Origin of the sequence: Variovorax palleresanus, from assembly GCF_051144945.1 — a bacterium.
Classification (GTDB): Bacteria; Pseudomonadota; Gammaproteobacteria; order Burkholderiales; family Burkholderiaceae_C; genus Variovorax; species Variovorax paradoxus_S.
Map to the genome: position 1 here is coordinate 3,073,082 of NZ_JBJNVP010000002.1, position 20,131 is coordinate 3,093,212.

A 20,131-nucleotide genomic window follows, 5' to 3' on the forward strand; every position below is an offset into this window, starting at 1 on the left:
CGGGCTCACCCGTCGAGTCGGGCGGGCGCGTCCCGGTCTCCATGCCCCATTTCGAAGGCTGAATCCGCGTGACTGAAACCATTTCTTCCTCTTCTTCTTCCATTTCCGAGTCTTCCACGCCTGCCCTCCGGCGCATCGCGATCGCGGGAGCGTCGGGCCGCATGGGCCACATGCTGATCGAGGCAGTGCGCGAGGCGCCCGATTGCCGCCTGGCCGGCGCGCTCGACGTGGCGGGCAGCAACGCCATCGGCGCCGATGCGGCCGCGTTCCTCGGCTTCACGAGCGGCGTGCCCATCGTGTCCGACCTGCGCACCGGCCTGCAGGACGCGCAGGTGCTGATCGACTTCACCCGTCCCGAAGGCACGCTCGCGCACCTCGCCATCTGCCGCGAACTGGGCGTGCAGGCGGTCATCGGCACCACCGGCTTCAGCGACGAGCAGAAGGCCGAGATCGCCGAAATCGCGAAGGACATCGCGATCATGATGGCGCCCAACATGAGCGTGGGCGTCAACGTCACCTTCAAGCTGCTCGAAATGGCCGCCAAGGCGCTGTCGACCGGCTACGACATCGAGATCATCGAGGCGCACCACCGCCACAAGGTCGATGCGCCCTCGGGCACCGCGCTCAAGATGGGCGAGGTCATCGCCGAGGCGCTGGGCCGCGACCTGAAGGAATGCGCGGTCTACGCACGCGAAGGCATCACCGGCGCGCGCGACCCTTCCACCATCGGCTTCTCCGCCATTCGCGGCGGCGACATCGTCGGCGACCACACCGTGCTGTTCGCGGGCACCGGCGAGCGCATCGAAATCACCCACAAGTCGGCCAGCCGCGTCACCTACGCCGAGGGCGCGCTGCGTGCGGTGCGCTTCCTGGCCGGCCAGAAGGCAGGCCTGTTCGACATGTTCGACGTGCTCGGCCTGCGCTGAAACAAACCCGATGAGCGTGCTCGAACTGCTGACCCAGGGCGACGGCGTCAGTCGTTCAGTGGCGGCGCTGCTGCTGGCGATGTCGATCTCCAGCTGGGTGGTGATTCTCTGGAAGGCCTGGCTGCTGCGCGGCGGCACGCGCGACGTGCTGCGCAGCATTGCCGCGTTCTGGCAATCGGCCACGCTCACCGATGCGGAGCAGCGGCTCAAGGCCTTCGACCGCGCCACGCTGGTGGGGCCTGCGGTAAGCGCCATCAAGAATGCGGCAACTGCAGAGGCAGGCGGTGCAACGCTCGGCGGCACCACCGGCGATCGCAACCAGCGGCTCACGCGAGCCCTGCGCGGCGCGTTGCACGGCGCGCTGCGGCGACTGCAGTCCGGCCAGATCCTGCTGGCCACCGTCGGCGCCACCGCGCCCTTCGTGGGTTTGCTCGGCACCGTGTGGGGCATCTACGGCGCGCTGTCGGGCATTGCCGGCCAGACCGGCGGCTTCACCATCGACAAGGTGGCCGGCCCCGTGGGCGAGGCCCTGGTGATGACGGCGTTCGGCCTGGCCGTGGCCATTCCGGCCGTGCTGGCCTACAACGTCTTCGGCCGCGTCATCGGCCGCATCGAAGCCGAGCTCGAGGGCTTTGCGCACGACCTGCTCGGCAGCTTCGGCAGCGCGCCGGTACCCGCTGCGCCGCCGCCCGCGCGGCCCATGCCGGTCTCGGCCTAACCCCGGCGGAGCGCAGAGCCATGGCCTTCGGTCGCACCTCGCTGGGCAGCAGTGCCGCTGGCGGAGGGCGCGCGACGGGCGCCGGTGGACAGCGGCCGCTGTCCGACATCAACGTCACGCCGCTGGTCGACGTGATGCTGGTGCTGCTGGTGATCTTCATCATCACCGCGCCGCTGATGGCCAGTTCGATCAAGCTCGACCTGCCGCAGACCGACGCCGGCCAGCCCAACGACACGCCCAAGTTCGTGAGCGTGTCGGTCGATGCCTCGGGCAAGATCTTCTTCAACGACCAGGCGGTTACCGACGAAGAGCTGGCCGCCCGCCTGCAGAAAGCCGCGGCCGACAGCAAGGACACTGAAGTTCAGCTGCGCGCCGACCAGACCGTGCCCTACGGCAGGGTGGTGGCGCTGATGGGCATTGCCAACAAGGCAGGCTTGAGCCGCATCGGGTTCGTGACCGATGCGGGTGCCGCAAACCCGGCACCGCCGAATCCGCGCTGAAGCCAAAAGGGCGATCGATTCAATCGGGCGCCGGGGCTTCGCGCTTCTTCAGACCCGGTAGCGTCCAGCCCAGCGTCATGCCCGCGGCCGCCAGCAGGATCGCGGTCGCGCCGAAAAGCTGCGCGGGATGCAGCCGCTGGCCGAACGCCAGGTAATCCACGCCGATGGCCACCACGGGATAGATGAAGGACAGCGCGCCGGCCATGTGCGTCGGAAGCTTCTGGATCGCTCCATAGAGCAGCGTGAAGACGAGCCCGGTGTAGACGACGCCCATGGCCAGGTGCGTGCCCCACACGCCCGCATCCGTGGGCAGCTCTGCCAGGTTGGCGAACGGGGCGAGCAGCACGATGCCCACACAGACCTGTACCAGCGCGATCAGGTGAGGTGGCGTGCCGTCGAGCTGCTTGGCGACGACGGCCGCAATGGCATAGAAAAACGCAGCGCCCAGGGCCATCAGGATGCCCAGGAAATACGAGGCACCGTTGGCGCCGCCACCCGGCTTGGCCTCGGCAATCAGCAGGACGCCGGCAAACGCAATGCCCAGCCAGCCCAGCTTGGTCGCCGTCAATCGCTCCGAGAAGAACAGCGCGCCGAGACCCACCAGCATGAAGGGCTGGGTGTTGTAGACCGCCGTTGCGATGGAAATCGACGCATGCGAGAACGACGCGAAGATCAGCAGCCAGTTGAGCACCAGCGCAGCGCCGCCCAAGGCGGCCAGCGCCACCACGCGAAGCGTCAGCAGCCGCCTGCGAAGAAGGCCGAGCGCGGCGCAGACCGCGAGCAGCGTGGCAGCGCCGAAAGCGCAGCGCCAGAACAGCAGGTCGACCAGCGGCTGGCCCGAGCGGATGACGAACCAGCCGATGGTTCCGGAAATGACCATGGCCGCACTCATCTCGAGCGCGCCGCGCAGTTGTCTTTGCATGATCCGGGGTCTTGTTGGAGCAAGTCTCAGGTTGCCATCGAAGCCGCATCGAGCCTATGATTTTTCGAAGGGAAGAATCCATTCGAGGCTCACAAAACAAGGCGGGGCCGCGATATCGCCAAAGGATCGAAAAAATGCTGGACGAAGTCGAACAAAAGATTCTCGAGGTCATGCAGCAGGATGCGCGCATCTCGCTGAAAGACCTGGCGGCCCGGGTCGGCATGTCTTCGCCAAGTGTCTCGGAGCGCCTTCGGCGGCTCGAAGAGCGCCGGGTCATCCGCGGCTACACGGTCGAGATCGATCCCAAGGCGCTGGGCTACCAGCTGCAGGCCATCGTTCGCATCCGGCCCTTGCCCGGCCACCTGCATGCCGTTCAGGCATTGATCGAAAGCACGCCCGAATTCAGCGAGTGCGACAAGGTCACGGGCGAAGACTGCTACATCGCGCGCTTGTTCGTGCGCTCCATCGAGCAGCTCGACCAGGTGCTGGACCGCATCGTCGACAAGGCCGAGACGCACACGGCCATCGTCAAGACGCAGCCGATACGGCGGCGGGCGCCGCCGCTGCGCATCGGCTGAAGCACCGGCCGGCGCCGCAACGCCGCGTGGTCAGCCGAGCACCACCGGCTTGGTGTGCCAGATCTCGTGCGCGTACTGCGCAATGGTGCGGTCCGACGAGAACGCGCCCATGCCCGCCACGTTCAGGATGGCCATGTGCGTCCAGGCATCCGGGTCGCGGTAGAGCGCATCGACTTCGGCCTGCTTCGCGACATAGCTCGCGTAGTCGGCCAGCAGCAGGTAGTGGTCGCCCCAGTTCACCAGCGCGTCGTAGATGCCCTGGTAGCGGGAGGGCTCGCCGGCGGAAAACTCCCCATCGCGAATCGCATCGAGCACGCGCTTGAGTTCGGCGTTCTCTTCGTAGATGTCGCGCGGCTGGTAGCCGTGCGCGCGGATGTCGGCCACTTCGGGCGTGGTGTTGCCGAAGATGAAGATGTTCTCGGCGCCCACGTTGTCGCGCATTTCCACGTTGGCGCCGTCGAGCGTGCCGATGGTGAGTGCGCCATTGAGCGCGAACTTCATGTTGCCGGTACCCGAGGCCTCAGTGCCGGCCGTCGAGATCTGCTCCGACAGGTCGGCCGCGGGCATGATCACCTCGGCCAGGCTCACGCTGTAGTTGGGCAGGAACACCACCTTCAGCAGCTTGCCCACGCGCGTGTCGCTGTTGATGGTTTTGGCCACGTCGTTGATCAGCCGTATCACGAGCTTCGCCATCTGGTAGGCCGAGGCGGCCTTGCCCGCGAACACCACCACGCGCGGCACGATGTCGATCGGCCCGCCCGCCGCCTGCGCATCGAGGATGCGGTGGTAGCGCGTGATCACGTGCAGCACGTTGAGCAGCTGCCGCTTGTACTCGTGGATGCGCTTCACCTGCACGTCGAACATTGCGTCGGTGTCGACCACGATATCCATGTGCTGCTCCACCCAGTTGGCCAGCCGCAGCTTGTTCTCGCGCTTGGCATGCCTGAAGGCGCGCGCGAAGGCGGGCTGGGCCGCCATCGGCCGCAGCGCCTCGAGCTGCGAGAGGTCGCGCCGCCAGCCCTTGCCCAGCCGCTGGTCGAGCAGGCCGGCGAGCGGCGGGTTGGCCTGCGCGAGCCAGCGCCGCGGCGTGACGCCGTTGGTCTTGTTGTTGAAGCGCTCGGGAAAGATCTTCGCGAAGTCGGCAAAGATCGACTGCTTCATGAGTTCCGAATGCAGGCCCGACACGCCGTTGATCGAGTGGCTTGCGAGCACCGCCACGTAGGCCATGCGCACGCGGCGCTCGCCCGCTTCGTCGACCAGCGACAGCCGGCGCAGCAGCTCGACGTCGTTTCCCGCCTTCTGCGTCACGGCCGCGAGAAACTTCGCATTCATGTCGTAGATGATCTGCAGGTGCCGCGGCAGGATGCGGCCGAGCATCTCGACCGGCCAGGTTTCCAGCGCCTCGTGCATCAGCGTGTGGTTGGTGTAGCTGAACACCTTCTGCGTGTGGGTCCACGCCACGTCCCACGCCAGGCCGTGCTCGTCGAGCAACAGGCGCATGAGCTCGGGCACCGCGAGCACCGGGTGCGTGTCGTTCAGGTGGATGCTGACCTTCTCGGCCAGCTGGTCGAAGGTCTTGTGGTTGCGCAGGTAGCGGCGCAGCAGGTCTTGCATGCTCGCGCTGCAGAAAAAATACTCCTGGTGCAGCCGCAGCTCGCGGCCCGAGGGCGTGGAGTCGTCCGGGTAGAGCACGCGCGAGACGTTCTCGGAGTGGTTCTTGCTCTCCACCGCCGCCATGTAGTTGCCGCGGTTGAAGGCCGAGAGGTCGATTTCTTCGGTGGCCCGCGCCGACCAGAGCCGCAAGGTGTTGGTGGCCTGTGTGCCGTAGCCCGGAATGATGGTGTCGTAAGCCACGGCCAGCACATCGTGCGTGTCGACCCAGTCGGCCGCGCCGTAGGGGGCGTTCTTTCCCTCGCGCCTTTGCACGTGGCCGCCGAAGCGCACGCGGTAGTTCACCTCGGGCCGCTGGAACTCCCAGGGGTTGCCGCGCGTGAGCCAGTAGTCGGGCGTCTCGACCTGCTGGCCGTCGACGATGCGCTGGCGGAACATGCCGTATTCGTAGCGGATGCCGTAGCCCATGCCTGGCACGCCGAGCGTGGCCATGGAGTCGAGGAAGCAGGCCGCGAGCCGGCCGAGGCCGCCGTTGCCGAGCGCCGCGTCAGGCTCGCGCTCGGCCAGCGCCGCCACGTCGACGCCGAAGTCGGCCAGCGCATCGCGCACGGTGTCGTAGAGGTCGACCGCCAGCAGCGCATTGGTGAAGGTGCGCCCGATCAGGAACTCCATCGAGAGGTAGTAGACGCGCTTCAGGTCCTGCGCATAGTTGGCGCGCGTGGTCGCCATCCAGCGCTCGACCAGCTGGTCGCGCACCGCGAGCGCCGTGGCGTGCAGCCAGTCGTCCTGGCTGGCGGCGACGGGGTCCTTGCCGACGGCATAGATGAGCTTGTTGGCGACTGCGCGCTTGAACGCGGCCACGTCGCGGTCGGGATGGTCGTAGGCGAAGTCTTTGATGGTCATGGGCTTCGATGAAAGGTTGTGGGGTTCAGGGGTTGTGGCGCCGTGGTGCAGATCAGGTGCCGGCTGGCTCGAGCGCCTGCCGGTAGACCTCGATGTACTGGGCCGCCGCGGTGGCCCAATCGGCCGGGCGCCGCATGGCAGTGCCGCGCACGCGGCGCCAGTCTGGCGCGTGCTGGTAAAGCGCGAAGGCACGACGCAGCGCACGGCCGTAGTCAGCGTCGTCGAAACGGTCGAAGACAAAACCGGTGGCGTCGCCGCTGGCGATGTCTTCGAGCGTGCAGTCGACCACCGTATCGGCCAGGCCGCCGACGCGACGCACCAGCGGCAGGCAGCCGTATTTCAGGCCATACATCTGCGTGAGGCCGCAGGGTTCGAAGAGCGATGGCACCAGCGTCACGTCGCCGCCGCCGAAGAGCTGGTGCGCCAGCGTTTCGTTGTAGCCGATGGTGACGCTGACCGACTGCGGCGCCGCTGCCGCGCGCTCGCGGAAAGCATGCTCCAGCCGGGCGTCGCCGCTGCCCAGCAGCGCCAGCTGGCCGCCCTGGGCGATCAGCGCGTCGAGGCCGCCGAGCACCAGGCGCAGGCCCTTCTGCTCGGTGAGCCGGCTCACGAGGATGAAAAGCGGCGCGTCGGCGCGTTCGGCCAGGCCCAACTGGTGTTGCAGCACCGCCTTGCAGCGCGCCTTGCCGGCCATGTGGCGGCCTTCGGGCGTGTGGAAGCCCTGAACAAGCGCTGCATCGGTGGACGGATTCCAGACCTGGTCGTCGACCGCATTGAGGATGCCCGTGAGCGCGTCGCCGCGCAGCCGCAGCAGGCCGTCCAGGCCGAAACCCTGCTCGGGTGTCTGGATCTCGCGCGCGTAGGTCGGGCTCACGGTGGTCAGGCGGTCTGCATAGTAGAGGCCGCCCTTCATGAACGACAGCTGGCCGTGGTATTCGAGTCCGTCCATGTGGAAGGCCGGCGCGGGCAGGCCGAGATCGACGAAGTTCCAGGGCGCGGAGATGCCCTGGTAGGCCAGGTTGTGCACGGTGAACACGCTGCCGACATGGGGCGCACCGGCCTCGCGCGCAAAGTGCAGGTAGGCCGGCGCGAGGCCCGCATGCCAGTCGTGCGCATGCACGACCTCGGGCCGCCACGATGGATCGAGCCCCTGTGCAAGCAGCGCCGCCGCCCAGCCCAGCAGCGCGAAGCGCCGGTGATTGTCGCCATAGGGCTGGCGTGTGGTGTCTTCGTAGGGATTGCCGGGCCGGTCGTACAGCGCCGGTGCGTCGATCACGTAGGCGGGGATCGGCGGGTTGCCGTCGATGACGATGCGGCCCGCGCGCAGCACGAAGCGCTCGCCCCAGGGCGCGTCGAACTCGGCCACCGGCGCCGGCTCGCGCAGGCCCGCCAGGATGGCCGGGAAGCCCGGCAGCAGCACCCGCGCGTCCTGGTCGGCCGCCATGAGGGCGATCGGCAAGGCACCGGCCACGTCGGCAAGGCCGCCGGTCTTGAGCAGGGGAAAAAGTTCGGCGCTGACCTGGAGTATTCGCATCGTGGGACGGTGCGGCCTCAGGCGGCCAGTCGCTTGAGCATCTCGCGCGTGACCAGCACCACGCCGGCCTCGGTGCGCTCGAAGTGCGCGGCATCGGCCTCGGCGTCTTCGCCGATGACCATCTCGTCGGGAATGACGCAGCCGCGGTCGATCACCACCCGGTTGAGCTTGCAGCCGCGGCCGACTTCCACGTCGGGCAGCAGCACGGCCTCGTTGATTTCGCAGAACGAATGGATGCGTACGCCCGAGAACAGCACCGAACTGCTGACCTTGGAGCCCGAGACGATGCAGCCGCCCGAGACGATGGTGTTGACGGTCATGCCGTGCTTGCCGTCGCGATCGAGCACGAACTTGGCCGGCGGCAACTGCCGCTGGTAGGTCCAGATGGGCCAGTCTGTGTCATAGATGTCGAGTTCGGGGGTGATCGAGGCCAGATCGAGGTTGGCTGCCCAGAATGCATCAATCGTGCCCACGTCGCGCCAGTAGGCCTTGGCGCCTGGCCCGCGCGAGGCCCGCGTGACGCACGACATGCCGAAGGGATGCGCCAGCGCGCGGCCCTGCGCCACCGCGCGCGGAATGATGTCCTTGCCGAAATCGTGGCTCGAATTCGGGTTGGCGGCGTCTTCCTCGAGCAGCTGGTAGAGGTATTCGGAATCGAACACGTAGATGCCCATGCTGGCCAGCGCCACGTCGGGGTGGCCCGGCATGGCGGGCGGATCGGCCGGCTTTTCGAGAAAGGCGGTGATCTGGCGGCCGTCGTCGATGGCCATCACGCCAAAGGCCGTGGCCTCCATGCGCGGCACCTCGATGCAGCCGACCGTGCAGCCCAGGCCGCGCTCGGCGTGGTCCTTGACCATGATCGAGTAGTCCATCTTGTAGATGTGGTCGCCGGCCAGCACCACCACGTAGTCGTGCCGGGTCGAGCGGGTCTGGATGATGTCCAGGTTCTGGAACACCGCATCGGCCGTGCCGCGGTACCAGTGCTCGTCGCCCGTGCGCTGCTGCGCGGGCAGCACGTCGACCATTTCGTTGAGCTCGGCGCGCAGGAAGCTCCAGCCGCGCTGCAGGTGGCGCATGAGCGAGTGCGACTTGTATTGCGTGACCACGGCCATGCGGCGGATGCCCGAGTTGAGGCAGTTCGAAAGCGCGAAGTCGATGATGCGGAACTTGCCGCCGAAGTACACCGCCGGCTTGGCGCGCCGGTCGGTCAGCTGCTTGAGGCGGGAGCCGCGTCCGCCGGCCAGCACCAGTGCGATGGTGCGGCGGACCAGTTGATGCGCCTGCAGGGGCGCCTGCGGCGTGGTGCTGCTGTTGTTGTCCATCTTGTGTCTCCGTTCGTTCTTCGGTTCGTTCGGTTTCGTCGTCAGGGTTTCGCGATCAGCCTAGCACCGCCCCGCGCGGCTGGCTCCTACCTTCTTGCAATCCAGAGGCCTGAACGAGGTACTTTTACCGTGCCGGCCTGGGGCGCCTGCGAGGCGGCGCCGGGGTCCAGCGCCGGATCGGTCGCCAGCCGGCACTGCCAGGCGCCCGCGGGCAGCGCGAAAGACATGGCCTCCGGCCCCGCGTTCACCAGCACCAGCCAGTGGCCCTCGTTCGTGACCGGGGCTTCGAAATGGATTGCAAGTGCCGTGCCGCCGTTCCAGTCGGCCCCCTGCATCGGCGCGCCGTCCGGCCGCAGCCAGCGGATGCCCGCCGCTCCCTCGGGCGGTTCGGCCGGCCACCAGTGCGTGCTGCGCAGGGCGGGCGCTTCCCGGCGCAGCGCAATGAGCCGGGCCACGAAGGCGCTCAGGTGCGCGGCTTCGCTGGCGGCGTCGTGGGTGCCGATCCATGCGAGCCACGTGGTTTCGTTGTCCTGGCAATAGGCGTTGTTGTTGCCCTGCTGGCTGTGGCCGAGCTCGTCACCCGCCAGCAGCATGGGCGTGCCCTGCGAGAGCAGCAGGGTGGCGAGCAGTGCGCGCTGCAGCCGGCTGCGCTCGGCCTGCACGGCGGGGTCGTCGGTCGGCCCTTCGATGCCGCAGTTGTTGCTCAGGTTGTGGGCATGGCCGTCGCGGTTGTGCTCCCCGTTGGCCAGGTTGTGCCGCTTTTCGTAGCTCAGCAGGTCGCGCAGCGTGAAGCCGTCGTGCGCGGTGATGAAGTTGACGCTGGCCGTGGGTGCGCGGCCATGGTGGGCGAACTGCGCGCTCGACGCAGTGAAGCGGTGCGCGAAGTCGCCCAGGCCGGTGGCGCCGTCGCGCCCTTGCCGCAGCCAGAAGCCGCGCTGCGTGTCGCGGTAGCGGTCGTTCCATTCGAGCCAGCCCGGCGGGAATTCGCCGAGCCGGTAGCCGCCCGGCCCGATGTCCCAGGGCTCCGCGATCAGCAGCGTGCGAGACAGCACAGGGTCTTGCGCAACGGCCGCGAAGAAGGGCGCGCGCGGATCGAAATCGCCGCTCGTGCCCCGCCCCAGCACCGGCGCAAGGTCGAAGCGGAAGCCGTCGACGCCGAGCTCGCAGGTCCAGTGGCGCAGGCTGTCCATCACCAGTTGCAGCACGCGCGGCTCGGCCAGGTTGAGGCAATTGCCGCAGCCGGTCCAGTTGGCATAGAGCGCGCGGTCGTCGGAGCGCAGGTGGTAGTACAGCGCGTTGTCGATGCCGCGCAGCGAGAGCGTGGGGCCGAACTCGTCGGTCTCGGCGCTGTGGTTGTAGACCACGTCGATCACCAGCTCCATGCCGCGCGCATGCACCGCGTCGGCCATGGCGCGGAACTCGCTCGCTGGCGTGGTGCCGGCGCGGCCGCTCCAGTAGCGTGCCTCGGGCGCGAACCAGCCGACGGTGTTGTAGCCCCAGTAGTTGCTGAGCCCCATGCGGAGCAGCCGTTGTTCGTCGGCCCGGTGCTGCACCGGCATCAGGCTCAGCGTGGTGACGCCGAGGCGCTGCAGATGGTCGAGCACCATGGGTTCGGCGAGGCCAGCGTAGGTGCCGCGCAAGGCGGCGGGCACGCCGGGATGCAGGCGCGTCAGCCCGCGCACGTGCAGTTCGTAAAGCACGCGGTCTCCGGCCGCGATACGGGCATGGCCCGGTACGGCCGAGCTGCCGGCGGGCAACGCCACGCGGGCCTTGAGCGCGACGGCGCCGTTGTCGCGCGTGTTCCGCTGATGCGGATCGGCAGGGTCGTGCCCCAGGAACAGATCGCTGCCGTCGTAGCGGCCGACGATCTCGCGCGCATGCGGATCGAGCAGCACCCGGGCGGCGTTGAAGCGCTGCCCCGCGTGCGGCGCCCACGGGCCGTGCACGCGATAGCCATAGACCAGCCCGGCGCGTCCGCTCGGCAGCAGGCCGTGCCAGACGCCATCGGTGAAAGCAGGCAGCCGGATGCGCTGCTGCTCGTGCTGTCCCGTGCCGTCGAACAGGCAGAGCTCGACGGCCTCGGCGTTCGGCGCGACGAGCGCGAAGTTCACGCCATTCGGCGAGAGCGTCGCGCCAAGGGGAAAGGGAGCACCCGTGTTCAGCATCGTGTCAGGCCAGCACCCACATCACGGTCGCCAGCGGTGGCACGCTGATGGAAATCGAATGGTCCTTGCCGTGCCAGGGAGCCGGCAAACTCTGGACCACGCCATTGCCCACGCCGCTGCCGCCGTACACCGCGCCATCGGTGTTGATGGCTTCGCGGTACGCGCCCGCGGCGGGCACCCCGAGCCGGTAGCCATGCCGCGGCAGCGGCGTGAAGTTGCACACGGCCACCACGAAGGAGCCGTCGCGGGCCTTTCGCACGAAGGCGAACACCGACTGCTCCCAGTCGTCGTGCACGATCCACTCGAAGCCGGCCCTTTCTGTGTCCAGCTCGTACAGCGCGGGGAAGTGCCGGTACACGTTGTTCAGGTCGCGCACCAGCCGCCGCACGCCCTGGTGCGACGCGTGCTCCAGCAGGTGCCAATCGAGGCTGCGGTCGGCGTTCCATTCGGCCCCCTGGGCGAATTCGCCACCCATGAACAGCAGCTTTTTTCCGGGGTAGGCCCAGAGGTAGCCGTAGAGATTGCGCAGCCCCGCGTACTTCTGCCACTCGTCGCCGGGCATGCGCCCGAACATCGAGCCCTTGCCGTGCACCACTTCGTCGTGTGAGAGCGGCAGCACGAAGTTCTCGCTGTGCGCATACATCAGCCCGAAAGTGATCTGCTGGTGATGGTGCTTGCGATGGACCGGGTCGGTGCCGGCATAGGCCAGCGTGTCGTTCATCCAGCCCATGTTCCATTTGTAGTGAAAGCCCAGCCCGCCGTCTTCGGGCGGCCGCGTCACGCCGGGGAAACTGGTCGACTCCTCGGCCAGCGTGACGGCGCCCGGGCGCTCCACGCCCACCACGCGGTTCATGCGGCGCAAGAAGTCGATGGCCTCGAGGTTCTCGCGCCCGCCGTATGCGTTGGGCACCCATTCGCCGGGCTTGCGGCTGTAGTCGCGGTAGAGCATGGAGGCCACCGCATCGACGCGCAGGCCATCCACGCCATAGCGCTCGAGCCAGTAGAGCGCATTGCCGACCAGGTAGTTGCGCACCTCCGTGCGGCCGTAGTTGAAGATGAGCGTCTTCCAGTCGTTGTGGAAGCCTTCGCGCGGATCGGCGTATTCATACAGCGCGGTGCCGTCGAAGCGACCCAGGCCGTGCGCATCGGTGGGAAAGTGCGCGGGCACCCAGTCGAGGATCACGCCCAGCCCCGCGGCGTGCGCGGCTTCGACGAAATGCCGAAAGTCGCCGGGCGTCCCGAAGCGCGAGGTGGGTGCATACAGACCGATGGGCTGGTAGCCCCATGAGCCGTCGAACGGGTGCTCGCTCACCGGCAGCAGCTCGATGTGCGTGAAGCCCATGTCGCGCGCGTAGGGCACCAGCGTGTCGGCCAGCTCGCGGTAGTCCAGCCATTCATGGCCGTTCTTGCGCCGCCACGAGCCCAGGTGCACTTCGTAGATGCTCATCGGCGCATGGCGGCCGTTGGCGGCGGCGCGCTCGGGCGGCATGGCCACCGGCGCGGGCAGCGGCGCCACCACGCAGGCCGTTTCGGGCCGCAGGCGCGCGGAGAAGGCGAAGGGGTCGGCCTTGCGCAGCACCTCGCCCTCCGCCGAGAGAATCTCGAACTCGTAGCTGTCGCCCGTGGCCACCTGCGGCGCAAAGATTTCCCACACGCCGCATTCACGGCGCAGCCGCATCATGTGGCGCCGGCCGTCCCAGTTGTTGAAGTCGCCGACCACCGACACGCGCCGCGCATTGGGCGCCCAGACCGCAAAGGCCACGCCCTTCACGCCGTCGATCTCGCGCAGATGCGCGCCCAACCGCTCCCAGGGCCGCAGGTGCGTGCCCTCGGCCAGCAGCCACACGTCGGTGTCGCCGAGCACGAAAGGAAAGCGGTAGGGGTCGTCGAGCCGCGAGGTGTGCGTGCCCCAGTCGACCTGGAACGAATAGCCCAGCAGCGCCTCGGCCGCCGGCACGAGGCCCGTGAACAGGTCGGAGCCTTCATGCCGCGACAGCACGGACAGCGGCCAGCCCGTGCGCGTGTGCATCACGGCCACGCTCTGCGCGCCGGGCAAGAGCGCGCGCACTGCCAGCCCGTCGCGTGTCTCGTGAGGACCCAGCACCGCGAACGGATCGCCATGCTCGGCGCGCATCAGCGCGTGGACTTCGCGTTCGGGCAGTTGCATCGGGGGCATGTCCTTCAAATCCGTTGTTCTTCTTCGCCAGCGGGTCGACCGAAAAAGACGCCGTAGGGCGCCAGCCTCAGCATGCGCCTTTTTTCGCCATCGGCCTGCAGGCGCGCGTCGGCCGACGGTGGATGCGGATGGCCCGGCAGCGGCTCTAGCGGCTCGCGCAGCGCGACCGACACGGACTCGCCCCCGAGGTTGAAGATCGCCTGCAGCGACCGCTTCCCGTCGCGCCGCTCGAACCACAGCACCGGCTCGGGCGCATCGAAGAAGGTGATGCTGCCCGTGCGCAGCAGCGGCTGGCTGCGGCGCCAGCGCAGCAGTGCACGGCTGAACACGAGCATCGAGTCGGGGTCGCTGGTCTGTCGGTCGACGGCCAGCGGCAAGTGGCGGCCGTGGACCGGCAGCCACGGCCCGCCGGTGGTGAAGCCGGCGTGCAGCTCGTCCGCCTTCCAGGGCATGGGCGTGCGGCAGCCGTCGCGGCCCTTGAACTCGGGCCAGAACGCGCGGCCGTACGGGTCTTGCAGCAGTTCGAACGGCACCTCGGCCTCGGGCAGGCCCAGTTCCTCGCCCTGGTAGATGCTGGCGCTGCCGCGCAGCGTGAGCAGCAGTGTGAGCCAGAGCCGGTCGCGCCGGGTGTCTTCGGACGCACCGCCGCTCCAGCGCGTGGCCACGCGCGGCACGTCGTGGTTGGACACGGCCCAGCAGCCCCAGCCGCCCGTGGGCGCGAGGGCATGGTCGAGCGTCTCGACCTGGTGGCGCAGATGGCTGGCGCTGTGCTCGGCCGTCAGCAGGCTGAAGCTGTAGGCCAGATGCAGGCGCCTGCCCAGTTCGGTGTACTGCGCCATCACCGGCGGCGCATTCTCGTCGCCCACCTCGCCGAGCGCGACGGCGCCGTAGCCGTCGAGGAGCTGGCGCAGGTTTTCGAGAAAGAGCAGGTTCTCCGTCTGGCTCTTGTCGTACAGGTGCTGCTGCATCGCGTAGGGGTTGTCGGCCCGGACGGTGCTCACTTCATCGACCGATGCGGCGCTGGCCGGCGGGTTGTCGCGCAAGAGCGCGTCGTGGAACTGGTGGTTGCAGGCGTCGAAGCGGAAGCCGTCCACCCCACGCTCGCACCAGAAGCGCACTTCGCCCAGCAAGGCTTCCTGCACCTCGGCGCAATGGAAGTTCAGGTCGGGCTGTTCCTTGAGGAAGCTGTGCAGATAGTACTGCCGGCGGCGCGAATCCCATTGCCAGGCCGAGCCGCCGAAGACCGAGAGCCAGTTGGTGGGCGGCGTGCCGTCGGGCCGCGGGTCGGCCCACACGTACCAGTCGGCCTTGGGGTTGTCGCGGCTCGCGCGGCTTTCGGCGAACCAGGCGTGCTCGTCGGAGGTGTGCGAGAGCACCTGGTCGATGATGATCTTCAGGTCCAGCGCATGGGCGCGCGCCAGCATTTCATCGAAATCGGCCAGGGTGCCGAAGATCGGATCGACGTCGCGGTAGTCGGCCACGTCGTAGCCGAAGTCCTTCATCGGCGAGCGGAAGAAGGGCGACACCCAGATCGCATCGACCCCCAGGCCCGCGACGTGCTCGAGCCGTGAAGTGATGCCGGGAAGGTCGCCGATACCATCGCCGTTGCTGTCCATGAAGCTGCGCGGGTAGATCTGGTAGATCACCGCGCCGCGCCACCATTCGCTGTTGCTGCCGTGATTGCTGCGCATGCTGTCCCTGTGGTCTGAAAATCATTGTGGCATGCGAGATCCGGGCCCGATCCATGCAAGGCTCGGCCGGCGCTCCTCAAAAAGCTTTCTACACTGGGCGCGGGTTTCCAGAATGTGAACCCTGGCTTTCAGTTCCGTTTCCGCAAGATGACCACCGACTCCGCTTCCCCCGCACTTTCTCCATCGGCAGAAGGCCTTGCCGCGCTCGAGCAGCGGCTTGCCAAGGACCTGGAGTGCCTCGGCTGGCCCGCGCGCGCCTGGCTGCCCGTTCGCGAGCACGCGGGCCAGCCGGTGCTGGACGTGGCCATCATCGGCGGTGGGCAGGCGGGCCTGGCGGCCGCCGCGGCCCTGGCGCAGCAAGGCATCCGGGCCGTCGTCTTCGACCGCTCGCCGGCGGGCAACGAAGGCCCGTGGGCCACCACGGCGCGCATGGAAACCCTGCGTTCCCCCAAGGAACTGACCGGGCCGGCGCTGGGCCTGCCCGCGCTGACCTTCCGTGCATGGTTCGAGGCCCAGTTCGGTGCCGAGGCCTGGGAGGCGATGGACAAGATCCCGCGTCTCCAGTGGATGGACTACCTGTCCTGGTACCGCCGCGTGATGAACGTGGACGTGCGCAACGACACCGCCGTCACCGGGATTCGGCCGCTGCCCGATGCGGCGCTGGTGCGGCTGGAACTGCGCACCCCCGCCGGAACGCAGCAGGTGCTGGCACGCCGCGTCGTTCTTGCCACCGGCCGCGATGGCCTTGGCGGCCCCGCCGTTCCCGCCTTTGTCAACGCGCTGCCGCGCTCGCAATGGGCGCACTCGTCCGACGCCATGGACTACGGCAGGCTGGCCGGGCTGCGCGTGGGCGTGATCGGCGCGGGCTCGTCGGCCATGGACAGCGCGGCCACCGCACTGGAGGCCGGCGCGCACAGCGTCGAACTGCTGATCCGCCGGCCCGACCTGCCGCGCGTCAACAAGGGCAAGGGCGCCGGCGTGCCGGGCCTGACGCAGGGCCACTACGACCTGCCCGATGAGTTCAAGTGGCGCATCCGCCACTACATCAACGTGGCGAACGTGCCGCCGCCGCATGGCAGCACGCTTCGCGTCTCCCGGTTTCCGAACGCGTTCTTCAACTTCGGCTGCCCCGTGCTCTCAATCGAGCCGCAGGGCACGTCGATGCGCGTGGCCACGCCCAAGGGCGAGTTCGTGTTCGACTTTCTCATTGTCTCGACCGGCTTCAAGATCGACTGGAACGGCCGTCCCGAGTTCGACGCCATTGCGTCGCACGTGCGCACGTGGAAAGACCGCTTCGTGCCGGCGCCCGGCGACGAAGATCAGGAACTGGCCGATTCGCCCGATCTCGGGCCGGCGTTCGAATTCCAGCCGCGCGCGGCGGGCGAATGCCCGGGGCTCGACCGCATCCATTGCTTCTGCTACCCCGCGGCCCTGTCGCACGGCACGGTGTCGGGCGACATTCCCGCGATCAGCGAAGGCGCCAGGCGGCTCGCGAGCGGCGTGGCCAGCCTGTTCTACCGCGAAGACTTCGAGCACCACTTCGCCAACCTCGAGGCCTACAGCGAGCCCGAACTGTTCGGCGACGAATGGGTGCCCGCGCCGCCGCCCGCCGAACGGACCTGAATTGCAGACCCTCATTTTTCGAAGCGCATGACAACTTCCTACGACGCATCTCCTTCGATCGACGTGATCGACGCCACGGTGCCGCTGGCGCCCGGCCAGGCCACCCGCACACTGCGGCTGCAGCGCGACAAGGTCGTGGCGGCCACGCAGGGCAGCTACGACGCGATGTTTTCACCCACCGTCGAGGGCCTGTCGGTGGCAGAGCGCCTGCTGGTTGCGCTGCACGCCTGCAGCGTCTCCAAAGCCGCGACGCTTGCCGCGCATTACCGCGAGCGACTGCTGGCCGAGGGCGCGGACCGCGAGTTGGTCGCGGCCGTGGGAAGCGGCGCCCCGGTGGCGGATGCGCGCCTCGGCACGGTGCTGGCATTCACCGCCAGCCTGATCGAGCGTCCCATCGAGGGCGACAAGGCCTCGGTCGACGCGCTGGCCGAGGCGGGGCTTTCGACGCCCGCCATCGTCGCGCTGGGCCAGCTGATCGCCTTCTTGTCCTACCAGGTCCGCGTGGTCGCGGGCCTTCAGGCGCTGGCCGCCGCGGAGGTATCGCCATGACCGCGCCGATTCGCATCAACGGTTTCACCAACGAGGTGCTGAGCTGGAAGCCCTGGCTCGATCCGGTCGTTGTCGCCACGGCCACGCCGGCTCAGCTGGCAGCGCTCGACGAGATGAGCCCGCAAGCGCGCACCTCGCCCTATTTTTTGGTGCTGGCGCACCAGCCCGAGATGCTGCTGCAGCGCTCCATCGCCTTCAACGCGATCATGTTTGCGCCGGGAGGCATGCCGCGGGCCGAACGCGAGCTGGGTGCCACGGTGGAGTCGCGCGTCAATGGCTGCGTGTACTGCGCCTCGGTGCATGCGCAGCGCTTCGAGCAGCTTGCCAAGCGCAACGACGTGATCTCGCAGGTGTTCGAGGAGCCGGCTTCCGCGGGCACCACGGCGCGCGAGAAGGCGATCGTCGAATTCTCGATCCGTCTCGGCGCCGAGCCCGACAAGGTGTCGGCCGAGGACGTGCGGACGCTGAAAGAAGCGGGGCTGAGCGAACTCGAGATCCTCGACCTGATCCACTCCGTGGCACTCTTCGCCTGGGCCAACCGCCTGATGCTCAACCTGGGCGAGCCGGTCTTTCCCGCGGCGGCAGCGTCATAGGCGGGCGAGCAGCCCGGCCACGGTCTCACGGGCGAGGCCGAGCGGCTCCAGCAGGTCGTTCTGCTGCCGGTAGTCGATGCCGTTGACCAGCGAGGCGGCATCCACGATGGTGCGGGTCGCTGGCGTGGGCACGCCGGCAATCCTGCCCAACGCCTCCACGAAAGCCAGGCCGTAGGGCATGTCTTCGGACACATAGCGGGTGTCGGTGCGCACGGGCCCGGGCGGGCCGCCGCGCTTCGCATGCAATTCGGCGGCGATGTCTTCGAGCCGCGTCGACGTGGTGCCGAAGGAGCGCCCGAAGTGTTCTTCGATGGGACCGAGTTCGATGCCAAAGGCTTGGGCCACGGCGCGTCGTTCCAGGTCCAGCGCCTCGATCGCGCGGGACACCCCGGGCGTCATGCAGTGGTACTGCGGCCAGTTTTCGGCACGCTCGATGCGGGTCCAGTTGAAGACGGCCAGTGGGCCGTGGGACTGCGGGTTGACGTTGGCCAACGCGCTGGCGAGCGTGTTTTGCTGCGCGAAGAAGCCGCCGCCGAACAACGCGGCGCACAGTTCGAGCACCCCGGCGATGCCGGCACCCGGCAGGGCGGACACGCCGACCGCCTGGCGCCGCGTCATCACCCGCACCTCGGTGCCCGATTCCCGGCGCGCGGTCAGCACCGTGGTGCCAAAGCTCGCGACGGTGATCCGCCGGCCCGCACGCCGTGCGCTTTCGTAAAGGTAGAGCGACGACAGCGAGGCCATCGAGCTGACGATCGCCGTCTGCCCATCGCGCAGGAAGGGCAATAGCGCATCCATCACGCGCCGGTGGCCATTGACCGGCAGCGCAAGCAGCAGCACGTCCGAGGCGTGGCAAAGCTGCGCTGCATCGTCGGCGACGTCGACCGTGACGCTGCACGGCTGCACGCCGATGGCTTCCAGCGGTTGCGTGCGCAAGGCCTCAGCGCCCCGGCCGCCCGGCGACCAGAGCATGACGTCGTGGCCTGCCTGCCGGAGCCACGCCGCACTGGCCAACGCAATCGCTCCGGTGCCCGCGATGCCGACCCGATACAGGCCGCCAGCCACCGTCATCCTGCGGGCCCCCTTCGCGAACACCGCGGAACCGGCTCTGCCGGGCCGCCGGTGTTGCCCCCGGTGAGGGGGAGGGAGAAGCGACACGAAGTGCGCGAAGCCTGGGGGAGAGCCACGTCACTCAACCTTGATCCCGCCCTGCTTGATTACTTTGGCCCAGCGCTGGCTGTCTTCGGCGATCACCTTGCCCAGCGCCGCGCCGCTGCCGCAGGTGTTCACCGCGCCGAGCTGGGCGAAGCGCTGCCTGGTTTCGGGCAGGTTGCACACCTCGACCAGCGCCGCGGAAAGTTTCTCGACGCTGGCCGCCGGCATGCGCGCGGGCGCCATCACGCCGACCCATACCGGCACGTCCATGCCCGCGAGCCCCGCCGCCTCGGCGACGGTGGGCGGCGTGCCGAGGCTGGGCAGCGCCGCGCGCGAGAAGGTGCCGAGCACCCGCGCCTTGCCGCTCGCGACCATCGGCTCGATGGAGGCCGCGCTGGTGACGATCAGCGCCACCTGGCCGCCCAGCAGGTCGGTCAGCGCCGGTGCCGCACCGCGGTAGGGCACATGCAGCAGGTTCACGCCGCTCGCCTGTGCCAGCAGCGCGCCCGTGAGGTGCGACACCGTGCCGTTGCCCGTGGAGGCATAGGTCACCTGCCCCGGCTTGGCCTTGGCATCGCGCAGCACGTCGGCCAAGGTCTTGTAGGGGCTTTCGGCGCGAACGGCCAGGGTCATCGGCGTGTCGCCGACCAGGGCCACGGGCGCCAGGTCGTGCACGGGGTCGTAGGGCAGCTTCGCCTGGAGATGAGGCGCGATGGTGATGGCGCCGCCGGTGGCCAGCAGCACGGTGGCGCCGTCGGTCGCCTTGGCCACCGCGTCGGCCGCCACGATGCCGCCCGCGCCCGCCTTGTTGTCCACGATGACGGTGGCGCCCAGCTTGTCGCCGAGCTTGGCGCCCAGGTAGCGGGCGATCACGTCCTGCGCCCCGCCGGCCGCGAAGGGCACCACGATGCGCAGCGGCTTGTCGTTGTTCTGCTGCGCGTGGAGCGGCATCACGGCCAGGCTGGCGGCGGCCGCGAGGCCCAGTGTCAGGTATTTCAGGAGCAGTTTCATGGCATTCCAGGCGGTGCGAAAAACCTGCCGGAGGGCAGGCGTTACCCGCGCAACACGCAGGTTACGTGCCTCAAGTCTAGAGTCTGCCGGCCCGGGAGGCCGCCCGGGCGCGATAATCCGCCTTCCCCGGCCGCTCCGAGCCGGGCTCTGCCGA

The 20,131-nt window shown here is 68.6% G+C and carries 16 protein-coding genes; 7 read left to right on the forward strand and 9 right to left on the reverse strand.

All coding sequences use genetic code 11. The features are described 5' to 3' along the window. Positions 1–101: 101 nt before the first annotated feature. From dapB to ACJ7Z0_RS18375, 3 genes are read left to right on the forward strand one after another with little or no spacing between them, the layout of a single operon-like run. Positions 102–926: a 4-hydroxy-tetrahydrodipicolinate reductase gene (gene dapB, locus ACJ7Z0_RS18365; RefSeq protein ID WP_434792685.1), complete on the forward strand. Its 825-nt coding sequence runs from the start codon at positions 102–104 to the stop codon at positions 924–926. Between the two features lie 10 nt (positions 927–936). Beyond that, positions 937–1,644: a MotA/TolQ/ExbB proton channel family protein gene (locus ACJ7Z0_RS18370; protein WP_434790976.1), complete on the forward strand. Its 708-nt coding sequence runs from the start codon at positions 937–939 to the stop codon at positions 1,642–1,644. Positions 1,645–1,664: 20 nt separating this feature from the next. Further along, positions 1,665–2,144, forward strand: a complete 480-nt coding sequence (locus ACJ7Z0_RS18375) for an ExbD/TolR family protein (protein ID WP_431125501.1) — start codon at positions 1,665–1,667, stop codon at positions 2,142–2,144. 19 nt (positions 2,145–2,163) lie between these two features. On the opposite strand, the gene ACJ7Z0_RS18380 is transcribed toward ACJ7Z0_RS18375, so the two are convergent. Further along, positions 2,164–3,066, reverse strand: a complete 903-nt coding sequence (locus ACJ7Z0_RS18380; RefSeq protein ID WP_434790977.1) for a DMT family transporter — start codon at positions 3,064–3,066, stop codon at positions 2,164–2,166. A 134-nt stretch (positions 3,067–3,200) separates the two neighbouring features. Here ACJ7Z0_RS18380 and ACJ7Z0_RS18385 point away from each other — a divergent pair, with 134 nt between their 5' ends. Continuing rightward, entirely contained in the window at positions 3,201–3,644 is a 444-nt protein-coding gene (locus tag ACJ7Z0_RS18385; protein ID WP_369653640.1) for an Lrp/AsnC family transcriptional regulator, read from the forward strand. Between the two features lie 30 nt (positions 3,645–3,674). On the opposite strand, the gene ACJ7Z0_RS18390 is transcribed toward ACJ7Z0_RS18385, so the two are convergent. The 6 genes from ACJ7Z0_RS18390 to ACJ7Z0_RS18415 all read right to left on the reverse strand — a co-directional run bounded on the left by ACJ7Z0_RS18390 (position 3,675) and on the right by ACJ7Z0_RS18415 (position 15,046). Next, the gene (locus tag ACJ7Z0_RS18390; RefSeq protein WP_434790978.1) at positions 3,675–6,158 is read right to left on the reverse strand and encodes a glycogen/starch/alpha-glucan phosphorylase; all 2,484 of its coding nucleotides are present in this window, start codon (positions 6,156–6,158) and stop codon (positions 3,675–3,677) included. 52 nt (positions 6,159–6,210) lie between these two features. Next, positions 6,211–7,692 (reverse strand): glycogen synthase GlgA, encoded by a 1,482-nt coding sequence (gene glgA / locus ACJ7Z0_RS18395; RefSeq protein WP_434790979.1) that lies wholly within the window; start codon positions 7,690–7,692, stop codon positions 6,211–6,213. 17 nt (positions 7,693–7,709) lie between these two features. Beyond that, positions 7,710–9,014 (reverse strand): glucose-1-phosphate adenylyltransferase, encoded by a 1,305-nt coding sequence (glgC, locus tag ACJ7Z0_RS18400; RefSeq protein ID WP_434790980.1) that lies wholly within the window; start codon positions 9,012–9,014, stop codon positions 7,710–7,712. 86 nt (positions 9,015–9,100) lie between these two features. Then, a complete protein-coding gene (gene glgX / locus ACJ7Z0_RS18405) occupies positions 9,101–11,179 on the reverse strand; it encodes a glycogen debranching protein GlgX (RefSeq protein WP_434790981.1) in 2,079 nt (692 codons plus the stop codon). Positions 11,180–11,183: 4 nt separating this feature from the next. After that, the gene (gene glgB / locus ACJ7Z0_RS18410) at positions 11,184–13,355 is read right to left on the reverse strand and encodes a 1,4-alpha-glucan branching protein GlgB (RefSeq protein ID WP_434790982.1); all 2,172 of its coding nucleotides are present in this window, start codon (positions 13,353–13,355) and stop codon (positions 11,184–11,186) included. A 5-nt stretch (positions 13,356–13,360) separates the two neighbouring features. Next, positions 13,361–15,046, reverse strand: coding sequence for an alpha-amylase family glycosyl hydrolase (locus ACJ7Z0_RS18415; RefSeq protein WP_434790983.1), 1,686 nt, complete (start codon positions 15,044–15,046; stop codon positions 13,361–13,363). A 147-nt stretch (positions 15,047–15,193) separates the two neighbouring features. Between ACJ7Z0_RS18415 and ACJ7Z0_RS18420 the strand changes: the two genes are divergently transcribed. From ACJ7Z0_RS18420 to ACJ7Z0_RS18430, 3 genes are read left to right on the forward strand one after another with little or no spacing between them, the layout of a single operon-like run. Further along, complete coding sequence (locus ACJ7Z0_RS18420; RefSeq protein ID WP_434790984.1) at positions 15,194–16,669, forward strand: FAD-dependent oxidoreductase; 1,476 nt, start codon at positions 15,194–15,196, stop codon at positions 16,667–16,669. 27 nt (positions 16,670–16,696) lie between these two features. Continuing rightward, entirely contained in the window at positions 16,697–17,218 is a 522-nt protein-coding gene (locus tag ACJ7Z0_RS18425; RefSeq protein ID WP_434790985.1) for a CMD domain-containing protein, read from the forward strand. Beyond that, positions 17,215–17,811, forward strand: a complete 597-nt coding sequence (locus ACJ7Z0_RS18430; protein ID WP_434790986.1) for a peroxidase-related enzyme — start codon at positions 17,215–17,217, stop codon at positions 17,809–17,811. The genes ACJ7Z0_RS18425 and ACJ7Z0_RS18430 overlap by 4 nt, the downstream gene beginning before the upstream one ends. Here the strand turns inward: ACJ7Z0_RS18430 and ACJ7Z0_RS18435 are convergent. Both ACJ7Z0_RS18435 and ACJ7Z0_RS18440 read right to left on the reverse strand, forming a co-directional pair. Beyond that, positions 17,806–18,882, reverse strand: a complete 1,077-nt coding sequence (locus ACJ7Z0_RS18435; RefSeq protein WP_434790987.1) for an NAD/NADP octopine/nopaline dehydrogenase family protein — start codon at positions 18,880–18,882, stop codon at positions 17,806–17,808. The genes ACJ7Z0_RS18430 and ACJ7Z0_RS18435 overlap by 6 nt on opposite strands. A 117-nt stretch (positions 18,883–18,999) precedes the next feature. Beyond that, complete coding sequence (locus ACJ7Z0_RS18440) at positions 19,000–19,977, reverse strand: Bug family tripartite tricarboxylate transporter substrate binding protein (protein ID WP_434790988.1); 978 nt, start codon at positions 19,975–19,977, stop codon at positions 19,000–19,002. Positions 19,978–20,131: the final 154 nt, after the last annotated feature.

Bases quoted from the DNA above. Each gene is read 5' to 3' on its own strand.
- ACJ7Z0_RS18370 (WP_434790976.1), top strand. From the start codon at position 937: ATGAGCGTGCTCGAACTGCTGACCCAGGGCGACGGCGTCAGTCGTTCA.
- ACJ7Z0_RS18375 (WP_431125501.1), top strand. From the start codon at position 1,665: ATGGCCTTCGGTCGCACCTCGCTGGGCAGCAGTGCCGCTGGCGGAGGG.
- ACJ7Z0_RS18380 (WP_434790977.1), bottom strand. From the start codon at position 3,066: ATGCAAAGACAACTGCGCGGCGCGCTCGAGATGAGTGCGGCCATGGTC.
- ACJ7Z0_RS18385 (WP_369653640.1), top strand. From the start codon at position 3,201: ATGCTGGACGAAGTCGAACAAAAGATTCTCGAGGTCATGCAGCAGGAT.
- ACJ7Z0_RS18390 (WP_434790978.1), bottom strand. From the start codon at position 6,158: ATGACCATCAAAGACTTCGCCTACGACCATCCCGACCGCGACGTGGCC.
- glgA (WP_434790979.1), bottom strand. From the start codon at position 7,692: ATGCGAATACTCCAGGTCAGCGCCGAACTTTTTCCCCTGCTCAAGACC.
- glgC (WP_434790980.1), bottom strand. From the start codon at position 9,014: ATGGACAACAACAGCAGCACCACGCCGCAGGCGCCCCTGCAGGCGCAT.
- glgX (WP_434790981.1), bottom strand. From the start codon at position 11,179: ATGCTGAACACGGGTGCTCCCTTTCCCCTTGGCGCGACGCTCTCGCCG.
- glgB (WP_434790982.1), bottom strand. From the start codon at position 13,355: ATGCCCCCGATGCAACTGCCCGAACGCGAAGTCCACGCGCTGATGCGC.
- ACJ7Z0_RS18415 (WP_434790983.1), bottom strand. From the start codon at position 15,046: ATGCGCAGCAATCACGGCAGCAACAGCGAATGGTGGCGCGGCGCGGTG.
- ACJ7Z0_RS18420 (WP_434790984.1), top strand. From the start codon at position 15,194: ATGACCACCGACTCCGCTTCCCCCGCACTTTCTCCATCGGCAGAAGGC.
- ACJ7Z0_RS18425 (WP_434790985.1), top strand. From the start codon at position 16,697: ATGACAACTTCCTACGACGCATCTCCTTCGATCGACGTGATCGACGCC.
- ACJ7Z0_RS18430 (WP_434790986.1), top strand. From the start codon at position 17,215: ATGACCGCGCCGATTCGCATCAACGGTTTCACCAACGAGGTGCTGAGC.
- ACJ7Z0_RS18435 (WP_434790987.1), bottom strand. From the start codon at position 18,882: ATGACGGTGGCTGGCGGCCTGTATCGGGTCGGCATCGCGGGCACCGGA.
- ACJ7Z0_RS18440 (WP_434790988.1), bottom strand. From the start codon at position 19,977: ATGAAACTGCTCCTGAAATACCTGACACTGGGCCTCGCGGCCGCCGCC.